The 11,767-nt window shown below is 45.3% G+C and carries 12 protein-coding genes; 5 read left to right on the forward strand and 7 right to left on the reverse strand.

Annotated features, from left to right (window positions below; translation table 11 throughout):
* Positions 1-999: a zinc-binding dehydrogenase gene (locus AC59JT_RS12540; protein ID WP_497399292.1), complete on the reverse strand. Its 999-nt coding sequence runs from the start codon at positions 997-999 to the stop codon at positions 1-3.
* A 200-nt stretch (positions 1,000-1,199) separates the two neighbouring features.
* Positions 1,200-1,808, reverse strand: coding sequence for a superoxide dismutase (locus AC59JT_RS12545; protein ID WP_497399294.1), 609 nt, complete (start codon positions 1,806-1,808; stop codon positions 1,200-1,202).
* A gap of 277 nt (positions 1,809-2,085) precedes the next feature.
* Between AC59JT_RS12545 and AC59JT_RS12550 the strand changes: the two genes are divergently transcribed.
* Entirely contained in the window at positions 2,086-4,302 is a 2,217-nt protein-coding gene (locus AC59JT_RS12550) for an ATP-binding protein (protein WP_497399296.1), read from the forward strand.
* Positions 4,303-4,305: 3 nt separating this feature from the next.
* Here AC59JT_RS12550 and AC59JT_RS12555 read toward each other — a convergent pair whose 3' ends face one another.
* The 4 genes from AC59JT_RS12555 to AC59JT_RS12570 all read right to left on the reverse strand — a co-directional run bounded on the left by AC59JT_RS12555 (position 4,306) and on the right by AC59JT_RS12570 (position 6,191).
* Entirely contained in the window at positions 4,306-4,866 is a 561-nt protein-coding gene (locus tag AC59JT_RS12555; protein WP_497399298.1) for a biliverdin-producing heme oxygenase, read from the reverse strand.
* A 145-nt stretch (positions 4,867-5,011) separates the two neighbouring features.
* On the reverse strand, positions 5,012-5,479 hold the full coding sequence (locus AC59JT_RS12560) for a nucleoside deaminase (protein ID WP_497399300.1): 468 nt from the start codon (positions 5,477-5,479) through the stop codon (positions 5,012-5,014).
* Positions 5,480-5,854, reverse strand: a complete 375-nt coding sequence (locus AC59JT_RS12565) for an SdpI family protein (protein ID WP_497399302.1) — start codon at positions 5,852-5,854, stop codon at positions 5,480-5,482. It lies immediately after the preceding gene.
* A 1-nt stretch (position 5,855) separates the two neighbouring features.
* The gene (locus AC59JT_RS12570) at positions 5,856-6,191 is read right to left on the reverse strand and encodes a tRNA-binding protein (RefSeq protein WP_497399304.1); all 336 of its coding nucleotides are present in this window, start codon (positions 6,189-6,191) and stop codon (positions 5,856-5,858) included.
* Positions 6,192-6,426: 235 nt separating this feature from the next.
* Here AC59JT_RS12570 and AC59JT_RS12575 point away from each other — a divergent pair, with 235 nt between their 5' ends.
* Positions 6,427-7,122, forward strand: coding sequence for an SIMPL domain-containing protein (locus AC59JT_RS12575; protein WP_497399306.1), 696 nt, complete (start codon positions 6,427-6,429; stop codon positions 7,120-7,122).
* A 53-nt stretch (positions 7,123-7,175) separates the two neighbouring features.
* Here the strand turns inward: AC59JT_RS12575 and serS are convergent, their stop codons facing one another.
* A complete protein-coding gene (serS, locus tag AC59JT_RS12580; protein ID WP_497399308.1) occupies positions 7,176-8,447 on the reverse strand; it encodes a serine--tRNA ligase in 1,272 nt (423 codons plus the stop codon).
* Positions 8,448-8,567: 120 nt separating this feature from the next.
* On the opposite strand from serS, the gene rsmI reads away from it, so the two are divergent.
* From rsmI to lnt, 3 genes are read left to right on the forward strand one after another with little or no spacing between them, the layout of a single operon-like run.
* Entirely contained in the window at positions 8,568-9,275 is a 708-nt protein-coding gene (gene rsmI, locus AC59JT_RS12585; protein ID WP_497399310.1) for a 16S rRNA (cytidine(1402)-2'-O)-methyltransferase, read from the forward strand.
* Positions 9,276-9,285: 10 nt separating this feature from the next.
* Positions 9,286-9,819, forward strand: coding sequence for a DUF1572 family protein (locus AC59JT_RS12590; protein WP_497399312.1), 534 nt, complete (start codon positions 9,286-9,288; stop codon positions 9,817-9,819).
* Positions 9,819-11,450, forward strand: coding sequence for an apolipoprotein N-acyltransferase (gene lnt / locus AC59JT_RS12595; protein ID WP_497399314.1), 1,632 nt, complete (start codon positions 9,819-9,821; stop codon positions 11,448-11,450). The genes AC59JT_RS12590 and lnt overlap by 1 nt, the downstream gene beginning before the upstream one ends.
* Positions 11,451-11,767: the final 317 nt, after the last annotated feature.

Consider the following 11,767-nt stretch of genomic DNA (forward strand, 5'->3'; position numbering starts at 1 on the left):
TCAGCCTATGCTTAAAACCAGTTTACCAAATTGGCTTGAGTTCGCCATTTTCTGCACAGCCCTATCAGCATCCGCCAGTGGAAACACTTCATCTATCACCGGCACTATCTGATGCTCATTAACCAGTTTCAGCATGCCCTCAAAATCTGCCGCGGTGCCCATGGTGGTGCCTAGTATCTGTAATTGCTTCCAGAATATTTTTCGGCCATTGATGGCGGGGATATCGCCTGCTGTACCACCGAAGAAAACGATGCGGCCGCCGGGATTACAGAGATCAGGTAGTTTGGCGAAGCCTTCGCCTAGGGCACTATCTATAATTACATCAAAACCGTGTGCTAAGTGTTTTAGTTCTTCGGCCCAGTCCTGCGCTTTGTAGTTTATGCCGGCCAATGCGCCTAACTGACTTGCGCGTTCAATCTTCTCGCCTGTACCCGATGTTACAAACACACGGCAACCTGCGGCCACGGCCCATTGCAGCGCGAACGTTCCGGCACCGCCGCCTACGCCTACAATTAAAACGGTATCGCCTTTTTTTGCTTTGCCTTTGGTGAATAGGGCCCGGTAAGCAGTTAAGCCAGCCAACGGTAAAGCCGCCGCCTGCTCCCAGGTTAAGTGCGCGGGCTTGGGGTAAAGGTAATCGGCCGGGATCTTTATGTATTCGGCAAAGGTGCCTTCATCCGGCAGGCCCAGTATTTTAAAATCGAGGCCTTGAAAGTGCTCACTATCGCCCCAGTTATTGCTGGGGTTTATAATTACCTCTTTGTTTAGCCAGTCGGTATCTACACCCTCGCCTACTTCGGCCACTATGCCCGCACCGTCGGATCCTAAGATGCTTGGATACTTTATACCGGCGTATTTCCCAACGGTTATCCAGTAATCGCGGCGATTAAGCGCGGCGGCTTTGAGCTTTACCAGTACTTCGCCTGCGGAGAGGGCGGGTTTGGCAACTTCTTTTAAGGTTAAAGGTTTATCAGCGGCTTCAAGGATGATGGCTTTCATAATACAAATATTGTCATCGCGAGCGAGGTACGAGCGTGGCGATCGCGAACTTTGCAAGTTTGCTACTGTTCTCTGTGTGGTTGCCACGCTACGCTCGCAATGACATAGTTTTTTACTTTAAACAAGAAAGGCAGCGGATACCGCTGCCTTTCTTGTTTATATTCTAAATTCGAAATTGAAAATCCGAAATTCGAAATCAATTAAACCGCTTTCGCGTAAAGCTCAGCAACGTGTTTCCAGTTAATGCTGTTCCAGATGGCAGCTAAATAATCCGGACGACGGTTTTGATATTTCAGGTAATAAGCGTGTTCCCAAACGTCGATACCTAAAATTGGGGTACCTTTTACTTCGGCAATATCCATTAAAGGATTGTCTTGATTAGGGGTTGAAGTTACAGCCAGTTTTTTATCAGCGGTAACAATTAACCATGCCCAGCCCGAACCAAAACGGGTAGCGCCGGCGTCAGATACTTTAGTTTTAAATTCGGCAAATGAACCGAAAGTACTTTTAATAGCATCGGCCAACGGGCCTGTAGGCTCGCCGCCACCGTTAGGTGAAAGGATAGTCCAGAACAAAGTGTGGTTGTAGTGGCCACCACCGTTGTTACGTACAGCAGCCGGATATTTTGAAATGTTTTTAACGATGTCTTCAATGTTACCATCAGCCTCTGGCTTGCCTTCTAACGCTTTGTTAAGGTTAGTAACGTAAGCCTGGTGATGTTTGCCATGGTGAATTTCCATGGTTGCTTTATCAATGTGCGGTTCTAATGCGTCGGTTGCATAGGGAAGCGCCGGTAGGGTAAATGCCATATTGTTGTTTATTTAAAAGTTTAAAGATTGCTAGCAAATATAATAGGTGGCAGCCAATATTGTTTTAAATAATTGTCATGTTTTTACCAATTGAAGCGCATTATGTGCTTTGTAAAAATTAAAATACTTAATAGTGCAGGTTGTTACTTAAACTAATAATCAAATGTTAACGTTATATTGCAACACTATCATGAACTACACTTAGTTATTTTTTTGAATTATAATTAAATTAATAACTTAGAACAAAAATACAGATCTCACAACAATCTGCCCCCGAATGACAAATACCACAGATCTCACTAACTGTGACAGAGAGCCTATCCATATACCCGGACAGGTACAAGCGCACGGATTTTTGGTTGCTATTGATGGCGACTCAATCATTAGGTTTTACAGCGAAAACCTTTACACATTTATACCTCACGCGCCCGCCAATTTGTTAGGCGAGCATATAAACGTACTTGAGCCTATTATTGGTGCAAACGAACCGCCCGACTTTATAGCGCAATTGATATCATTCGGCAAAGCCAATAAAAGTTTTGACCAAACCAACCCTTTCAGTACAGATATAGGCGGCGAAAAATATTACCTGATCATATCGCCTGCCGAGTCATACTATCTACTGGAATTTGAACCGGCTACTTCCGATCTTAAAACCGACGTGCACAAGGCAGTAGGCCGATCCATATCAGAAATATTGGCTGATAAGGACCTTACTACCCTACTGCATAATACCGCTGCCCAAATAAAAAATGTTATCAATTACGACAGGGTAATGGTGTATAAGTTTGCCGAGGATGGCCACGGCGAAGTGGTTGCCGAAGCTAAAAATGACGACCTGCCTGCATGGCTGGGCTTGCATTATCCGGCATCAGATATCCCAAAACAGGCGCGCGAATTATATAAGCTTAATTACACCCGTATTATAGCCGATGTACATACACCTACATCAAAAATATTTACTGCTGCTGATAATGATACGGCGCTTGACCTAACCCAGTCGCAGTTAAGGGCGGTATCGCCAATCCATATTCAGTATTTGAAGAATATGAAGGTTGATTCGAGTTTCAGCATATCGCTTATTTATAAAAAAGAGCTTTGGGGTTTAATAGCCTGCCATAACTACACGCCACGTTTTATTGATTATAAGGCACGCGATTCGGCAAAACTGATCGGTCAGATACTGTCATCAGCGCTGGAGTTCAGGCAGGACGAGGCCAACCAAATCATGCATGATAAATTTACGGCCAATGTTGATCAGTTAAGCAAAAACATGCTGAAAAGCAACAGCATTGAAGACGCGCTGACATCGCATGCTGTAACGTTGCTGGGAACTACTAACGCTCATGGCGCAGTATTGATATATGAAAACAGCACACGTAAGCTAGGCAAAACACCCGATGATGATCAACTCGCGGGGCTCATTAAGTGGTTAAAGGCGACTGTGAATCAATCATTTTACTCAACTAATGAACTACCGGCCCTGTATCCTGCTGCGGAAAAATTTAAACAGATAGCCAGTGGTATTTTGGTGTTAACGCTGTCGCACGAGTTATCTGAATACATTATTTGGTTTAAACCCGAACATATAGAAAATATTACATGGGCCGGCAACCCCGATAAGCAGGTAGAAATTGACGCTAACGGCATGATGAATATTTCGCCCCGCCACTCGTTTGATGCTTTTACACAGCAGGTGGCAGGCAAATCAGAAACCTGGAGCGATGAAGAGATCAAATCGGCTAACCGATTAAAGGCCGAGGTATCTTACGCAATCAATCAAAAAGCAAGCGCCATACGTATGCTTAACGAGCGCCTTAAAAATGCTTATGAAGAATTGGATACCTTTAGTTTCACCATATCGCATGATCTGAAAAACCCTTTATCAACCATTAAAGGTTATGCCCAAATGCTTACCCGCATGGCGGGTGATGACCCTAAAGTGCAGGAAACCCTGGGCCGCATAACCAACCGGGTTGATAAAATGAATGCTATGATCAATGAGGTGCTGGACTATTCGCGCATCGGCCGCTCAGAAATTGTGGCTTTGCCTGTGGATATGGAAGAGATCATTACCGAACATATTAAAGATCTTAAAATAGCCTACAACGCCGATAATCTTAAAGTTAAACTTGGGAAATTTCCGCTAATACATGGCGATAAAGGGATGCTCTCGCAAGTTTTTGCCAACCTGCTGAGTAATGCTATTAAATACAGCATACCCGGTGGCGAACCCGAAATTGCCGTTGAAGGTAAAGAAACCGAAGATGACGTAGTTTACACTATAAAAGACAACGGCGTAGGTATTGACATTAAACAGCTTCCTAAAATATTCGAGCTATTTAAACGCATGGATAACGTGGAGGATATTGAAGGCACGGGTGTAGGTTTGGCCATTGTAAAACGTATTATTGAAAAGCACAACGGCAAAATATGGGTAGATAGCGCTTTGGGTAAAGGTTCGACCTTTAACGTATCCTTTAAAAAACAATAACACCTATTTTTCCAGCCAGTTTTTAAATTTAACGAAGGTTTCGTCGGCAGCTGCTATGATCATTGCTTCTTCTTCGGCAGTGGTTGGCGCGCCGTTCAATACTTCCTTAAAGCTGTCCCACATTTGCTGGGTGCTATCGCCATAACTGTTAAAAAACGACAGGCCTGCCGTACCATCAACCTGTAAATGCTGCTGCACCATTTTGCTGATGATCTTGCCGCCCAGGGTCGATCCTTCAATTACATACAGCGCGCCAAAGGCCTGTAGGTAATTATCAATTACAGGCAGTTCATTTGCTGTCGCGATGTTTGGAACGGTGCCCCCCATAGCTACAATATCATCGGCAATAGCGGCGGTTTTACGGCGTTCGTTATAATCCGCCAGGGTCGATTCATTAACGTAGCGTTCTATTTGTTTTTCCAATCCGCCAAAGTAGCCGTAAAAATCGCTTAGCAGGTTTACGTAATCCTGTTTAGCGCGCATGGCCTTCATTTTGCCTATTAATATTTTTTCGGTTTGCTGGTGGTTAGCGGTAGTTGCTTCTTTTAAGTTGTCTGTAAACATAGGTAGGGGTGTAACACGATGTCATTTCGACCAACGGGAGAAATCTATACACATGCACAGCAGGCAGTTACTCGTGTATAGATCTCTCACTAACGTTCGAGATGACAAGTTTTTTCATTTTTTATTTTATCAATAACAGCAAACCTTACCTTTTGCTTTTAAAAAAATTCCTTACCAATTCCGCGCACTCATTTTCGCGTATGCCACCGGTGATAACTGTTTTAGGATGGGTTATCTTTTGATTAAGCCTGCCGAAGCCCATGCGGGTATCATAAGCGCCAAATACTATCTTATCCACCTGGAACCAATACGAAGCCCCCGCGCACATTACGCATGGCTCCAGGGTTACATACAGCGTACAATCGCGCAGGTATTTCCCGCCCAGGTAATTTGCCGCGGCGGTAAGGGCCTGCATTTCGGCGTGGGCCGATACATCGTTCAGGCGCTCGGTCAAATTATGGCCCTTGCCGATGATCTTGCCCTGGCAAACCACAACGGCACCAATGGGTATCTCGTCTTCGGCCAAAGCCTGTCGCGCTTCCTTAAGCGCTTCGTTCATAAAATAATCATCGGGCGATATTTCCGGCTCGTCGCCGAAGGTAACGTATCTCATTTATTTCTTCTTGTCGAATGTTTTACTTAAATGGTTTTCTGTGGCAACAATCAGGAACACAGCCGGTAAACTCCCCATCACCACCATCAACAAAGGAAGGATGTTGCGCTTTAAGTCGGCAGGTATTTGCAGGCAATGTAAAAGTAGTGCCAATAATAATCCGGCAACTAATAATATGCACCCCATTTTAATCATGTATCTGCTTGAAAACCGGTTTGCTTCATCCCAGGTCTCTTGGTTTATTTTTGATGAATAGGTGCGATAGCCGTACCAATTATTGATTCTTCGGGGCGGAAATTTTATCATTATCCATCCACAAATCAAAAAAATGGCACCAATAAGTTGCGGACCTAATACCCAATCAGCTGCACTCATCTTATATCAATTTACTGCCATTTGGCACCGGTTTATCAATCGCGGTCAATACAATATCGCCATTGGCATCGGCGAAGCCCGTAACCAAAAACTCCGACATAAAGTTGGCTATTTGTTTTTTGGGGAAGTTGATCACGCCGGCTATCTGCCTGCCTACCAATTCCTCCTTAGTATAATGCTTCGTAATTTGCGCGCTCGACCAGCGAATACCGAATTCGCCAAAATCAACCCTTACTTTATAAGCGGGTTTGCGGGCTTCGGGGAAATCGGCCACCTCAAGAATCGTTCCGGCGCGTAATTCTACTTTCTCAAAATCATTCCAGGTGATGGTGTCCATAGTGTGTCCTATTTGTCATTTCGACCAACGGGAGAAATCTTATACGAGCGATATGTAGCCGGCCGTATAAGATTTCTCCTTATTCCTCGTCGAAATGACAAGCATTTTTTGTTTGATTACAAATGTAATCTATGTTGAGATATACACATCGCATCAACAATTAAAAAAAATATTTGTTGCGCTTATGGAATCCGACTCGTTTGAGCATCTATACAGTAAATAACAAAAAAAGAATATGAAAAAGTTAAGCATTATAGTAGCATTAATATTGGTAAGTGTAGTAAGCGGTTTTGCACAAGGTGTAGACCTTCGCCGCAAAATTGATGTGGTAGGTATTGCCGAAATGGAGATCACCCCGGACATCATCAACGTATCCATATCCCTGAAAGAATATATGGATGGCAAAAACAAGGTGACCATAAGTATCCTTGAAAAGCAATTGCAGAAAGCGGTGAACGAGGCGGGAATTGCTAAGGAAGATTTCACCATCAACAGCGTATCCTCCTACAACTACATCGACCCAAAAAAGAAAACTCCTGATTTTTTGGCCAGCAAACAGTATTTGATCCGCTTCCGCGATTTGAACAAATTTAACCAGGTGTTGAGTAAGATAGATGCGAAAGGCATCCAATCAACCAATATTAACAGTTACGACTATTCAAAAATGGAATCGGTAAAAAAAGACCTGAAAATACAGGCCCTGGTAGCTGCCAAAGCTAAAGCTACCTATTTACTGGAAGCCATTGGCGAAAAAGTGGGATCGGCATTAGCAATAATTGATAACGAGGACAACAACTTCCCTGCACCACGTAATGTAATGTACATGGCTAAAAGCGCCGGTTATGAGGCTGCAGATGTTCCCGAATCAGATATCGATACCAGGAAAATAAAACTAAGCTTCCGCGTAAATGCTACTTTCGAGATCAAATAACCTACCTAAACCTTAATAAATTAAAAAGGGAGCCGATTGGTCCCTTTTTTATTTTAGTCTATCCACTCAAACTTAGTGTATGGTACCAATACGTCAGGCACCTTAATACCTTTTTCGGTTTGATTATTTTCCAACAGGGTAGCAACAATACGCGGCAGGGCCAGCGCGCTGCCATTCAAAGTATGCGCCAACTGCGTTTTGCCTTCCGCGTTGCGGAAACGTAATTTTAAGCGGTTGCTCTGAAAAGTTTCGAAGTTTGATACTGATGAAACCTCTAACCAACGCTGCTGTGCCGCGCTCCAGGTTTCCATATCATAGGTTAAAGCTGAGCCAAAACCCATATCGCCACCGCAAAGACGCAGCACACGGTAAGGCAAGCCTAACTTTTGTAATAAGCCTTGTACGTGTAGGCTCATGTCTTCTAATATTTTGTATGATTCGTCAGGGTGTGCAACCTGAACGATCTCCACCTTATCAAACTGGTGCAAGCGGTTCAAACCACGCACATGCGCGCCATATGATCCCGCCTCGCGACGGAAACACGGCGTGTGCCCACAATTTTTAACCGGCAGTTCGTCGGCTTTCAATATCACGTCGCGATATAGATTGGTAATAGGCACTTCAGCAGTTGGGATAAGGTATAACTCATCCACGCCAACATGGTACATCTGCCCCTCTTTATCCGGCAGCTGACTGGTACCAAAACCTGAAGCTTCGTTAACCATCAGCGGCACACCAACTTCACTGTAACCTGCTTTCTCAGCCTCGTCAATAAAGAAATTGATCAAAGCGCGCTGCAGCTTGGCGCCTTTATTTATATATACCGGGAAACCTGCGCCGGTAATTTTAACGCCCAGTTCAAAATCTATCAGTTTGTATTTGGCAGCCAGTTCCCAATGCGGTAAGGCGCCGGTTGGCAACTCAGGTATAGCGCCATTTTCAAGCACTACTTCGTTATCCTCGGGCGTTAAACCTTTGGGTACTGATGAGTGCGGCAGGTTAGGCAGCAATACTAGTTTTTGGTAAAGCTCTTCCTCCAGGCCACCAAGTTCTTCATTATATTTTTTGATATCTTCTTTCCAAACGCCGGTTTTGGCTTTAATGGTCTCGGCTTCATCTTTTTTTCCGTTGCGCATCAGTTCGCCAATTTGTTTGGCGGCGGCGTTGGCCTCGGCAGAAGTGTTATCCAACTTAACCTGGGTTTGACGGCGCGAGTCATCCAGCTGAATTATTTCGTCAACCAAATGAGGCTGTTTGAAATTTTTTACAGCCAAACGTTCTAAAACCTGTTCGCGGTTATCGCGGATATAACTAACTTGCAGCATTGATATTATTTTTAGGCAAAGATATAAAGTAAGTCCATAGTCTATAGTCGATAGTCCATAGTTATTTATAAAATAGCTCAACTATGGACTATCGACTATCGTCCATCGACGCAAAAGCACATGAACCAATACGGCAAACTATACTTAGTACCCACCCCGATAGGCAACCTGGAGGACATCACCCTCAGGGCATTGCGCGTTTTGAAAGAAGTCGACTTGATACTGGCGGAAGATACCCGCACCTCGGCACCTTTGTTAAAACACTTTGATATTCAAAAAAAGGTATTCGCGCATCATCAGCATAACGAGCATCAGTCGTCTAACGAGATCATCAAGTTTTTGCTGATGGGGCAGAACATAGCTTTGATATCTGATGCCGGTACGCCAGCCATCTCTGATCCCGGTTTTTACCTGGTACGCGAAGCTTTGAAATTTAATATCGCCGTGGAGTGCCTGCCTGGAGCGACTGCTTTTGTGCCGGCCTTGGTAAACTCAGGTTTCCCTACGGATAAGTTTTGCTTTGAGGGTTTTTTACCGCTGAAGAAAGGCCGCCAAACCCGCTATAAATTTTTGGCCGAGGAAGAACGCACGATCATACTATATGAGTCGCCGCACCGTTTGTTGAAGACGCTGGAGGAGATGGCCACCTATTTTGGTACTGATCGACTAATCTCAGTTTCGCGCGAGCTGACCAAGATGTTTGAGGAAACCGTTCGCGGTACCGTGGCCGAGGTTAAAACTTATTATGAGACCCATCCCGTAAAAGGCGAGTTTGTGATATGCGTGGCGGGAGCGATATCTATGAAGTCCTCGAAAGAACGGGATTAACACTTCAATTATGGAAGCTTATTTAAACAGTGCTAGAAAGCAATTTCAATATTATAAATCAGTTGGCGAAAAGGCAATGGCTCAACTTGCTGACGACGACCTGTTTGAGCAATATAACGACGAAAGTAATAGCATTGCTATTATAGTGCAACACCTGTGGGGAAACATGCTTAGTCGCTGGACAGACTTTTTAACCACAGACGGTGAAAAACAATGGCGTAACCGCGACCTTGAATTTGAAAACGTAATATTTACCAAAGCCGAATTATTGCAGAAATGGGAAGCCGGCTGGCAATGCCTTTTCCAAGCGCTTGATACCATTAGCCCTGATGATTGGGATAAAGATATTTACATACGCCACGAGCGTCATAGTGTGGTTGATGCTATAAACAGGCAGCTTGCTCACTACCCTTACCATATCGGGCAAATTGTTTTCATCAGTAAAATGGCGGCCACAAAATGGCAAGCGCTTACCATACCTAAGGGCGATTCGCAAGCCTTTAACGATGATATGGCTAAGAACCCTACCGATAAATTTAAATAATGAAAAGAAACATCCTACTATCCATATTTTCGGGCTTATTACTTTGGCTGGCCTGGCCGCCTATGCACTATACAACGGTTTTCCTATTCTTCGGGCTGGCGCCGATGTTGGTGGCCGTGGAGAACATTATTAGGTCGACATCCACCAAAAAAGGCAAACAGATTTTTGGGGTAACATTTATCGGCTTTTGCGTTTGGAATATCCTCAGCATTTACTGGGTGTACAACTCGCTTAAAATTGTGGGCGAAGTGGTGGCGGTGCCGATATCGTTGATACCCTATTGCTTAGGGCCAATGCTGATGTCAGCCGCGTTTTGGTTATATTATAAATTGCGGATTACTACGGGTAAACGGGGCTGGTCGCTGGCTGGGTTGGTTTGCTTTTGGATAGCCTACGAATACCTGCACCAAAGCTGGGACCTTAACTTCCCGTGGATGACTTTGGGTAACGGTTTTGCTGCAACCCACCAGTGGGTACAATGGTACGAGTATACCGGCGTTTACGGCGGCACCGTGTGGGTATGGGTTTTGAACATACTGGCATTCCTGCTATATATTGGCTTGAGCGAGGCGCAGACCAAGCCGCAACGCCTTAAACTCCTTGCCTCTTTCGCACTGGCTTTGATACTGCCATTGGGCTTTTCGCTGAACAGATATTATAACTATGAGGAAGCCCCCAACCCATCCAACATTGTGGTGGCTCAACCTAATATTGATCCTTATGAGAAGGGCGGAACCATACCGGCCTATCAACAGATTGAGACGCTAGCCAAGCTATCCGACTCGGTGGCACAGGTGAATACTGAGTTTTTCCTATGGCCGGAAACAGCCATACCTGAGTTTATTAACGAGGACAAGATCCGCGGGAACGACCATTTTTTACAAGCGCAGCGTTTTTTACGCAAATACCCCAACGCCACCCTCATTACCGGGGCCGAAACCTACAAAATTTACAACCATCAGGCAACGCCTACAGCCACTGCATTACCCGATGGCGGTTATGCCGACAGCTTCAATACCGCCCTCAGCATCGAGAACTCAGCCGAGGTACATTTTTACCATAAATCGAGGTTGGTACCGGGGGCTGAGTCGCTGCCTTTTGCGGGGGTGCTTTCTTTTTTGAAACCGGTTTTCGCGCATTTGGGTGGGGCCACAGGCACCTATGCCGGGCAGGCTGAACCGGGCGTTTTGTACGCGCAGAGCGGCATTGGCGCCGCGCCGGTAATTTGTTACGAATCTATCTGGGGCGAATGGGTGGCCCGCTCGGTACGCAGTGGGGCGCAGTTTATTGCCATCATCACCAACGACGGCTGGTGGGAGAACACTTCGGGTAAAGACCAGCACCTTGACTATGCCAAACTACGCGCCATTGAAACCCGCCGCTGGGTATGCCGTTCGGCTAATACCGGGATCTCGGCATTCATCAATCAGCGGGGGGATATTGTGCAGCAGAGCGGCTGGTGGGTACGGGCAGCGCTTAAGCAAAATATTAACCTTAACTCTGATCTTACTTTTTACGTTACTTACGGCGACTATATCCCAAAAACCGGCAGCTTCCTGGCTATACTGGGCATCTTGTTTATTGGTACCCGGGTGCTGGGAAAACGCAAGGTTGCTGAGGGCGCAGTGTAGCGCTGTATGCGTAGCACGCTACACTGCTACACCTGGTGTAGCAGCGCTACAACAATGACTTTCAGGATCTTGTGTTTTTTGGTGGCGGTGTTTTGTCAGTACACCTGCTACATATCATTCAACTCTCGTCGGTGCCATCCAGACTTCTGAAACAGGATGCCTGTCGCGTTTAGAGGCACTTCACGCACACGCCTTGCCCCGCTCAATTGCCGCGGCGGCTGTTACTTTTGTCATAGCCACAAAGATTCTGTGTTGTAAAGCAAATAATATTTTACCTTTGTAATCATTAAGGCGGCTTAAGCTAGCCTGTTTAGGGC

It is taken from the genome of Mucilaginibacter sp. A3364 (genome assembly GCF_059690715.1).

Excerpts from the sequence above, each read along its gene's own strand:
- AC59JT_RS12540 (WP_497399292.1), bottom strand. The coding sequence starts at position 999 with ATGAAAGCCATCATCCTTGAAGCCGCTGATAAACCTTTAACCTTAAAA.
- AC59JT_RS12545 (WP_497399294.1), bottom strand. The coding sequence starts at position 1,808 with ATGGCATTTACCCTACCGGCGCTTCCCTATGCAACCGACGCATTAGAA.
- AC59JT_RS12550 (WP_497399296.1), top strand. The coding sequence starts at position 2,086 with ATGACAAATACCACAGATCTCACTAACTGTGACAGAGAGCCTATCCAT.
- AC59JT_RS12555 (WP_497399298.1), bottom strand. The coding sequence starts at position 4,866 with ATGTTTACAGACAACTTAAAAGAAGCAACTACCGCTAACCACCAGCAA.
- AC59JT_RS12560 (WP_497399300.1), bottom strand. The coding sequence starts at position 5,479 with ATGAGATACGTTACCTTCGGCGACGAGCCGGAAATATCGCCCGATGAT.
- AC59JT_RS12565 (WP_497399302.1), bottom strand. The coding sequence starts at position 5,854 with ATGAGTGCAGCTGATTGGGTATTAGGTCCGCAACTTATTGGTGCCATT.
- AC59JT_RS12570 (WP_497399304.1), bottom strand. The coding sequence starts at position 6,191 with ATGGACACCATCACCTGGAATGATTTTGAGAAAGTAGAATTACGCGCC.
- AC59JT_RS12575 (WP_497399306.1), top strand. The coding sequence starts at position 6,427 with ATGAAAAAGTTAAGCATTATAGTAGCATTAATATTGGTAAGTGTAGTA.
- serS (WP_497399308.1), bottom strand. The coding sequence starts at position 8,447 with ATGCTGCAAGTTAGTTATATCCGCGATAACCGCGAACAGGTTTTAGAA.
- rsmI (WP_497399310.1), top strand. The coding sequence starts at position 8,568 with ATGAACCAATACGGCAAACTATACTTAGTACCCACCCCGATAGGCAAC.
- AC59JT_RS12590 (WP_497399312.1), top strand. The coding sequence starts at position 9,286 with ATGGAAGCTTATTTAAACAGTGCTAGAAAGCAATTTCAATATTATAAA.
- lnt (WP_497399314.1), top strand. The coding sequence starts at position 9,819 with ATGAAAAGAAACATCCTACTATCCATATTTTCGGGCTTATTACTTTGG.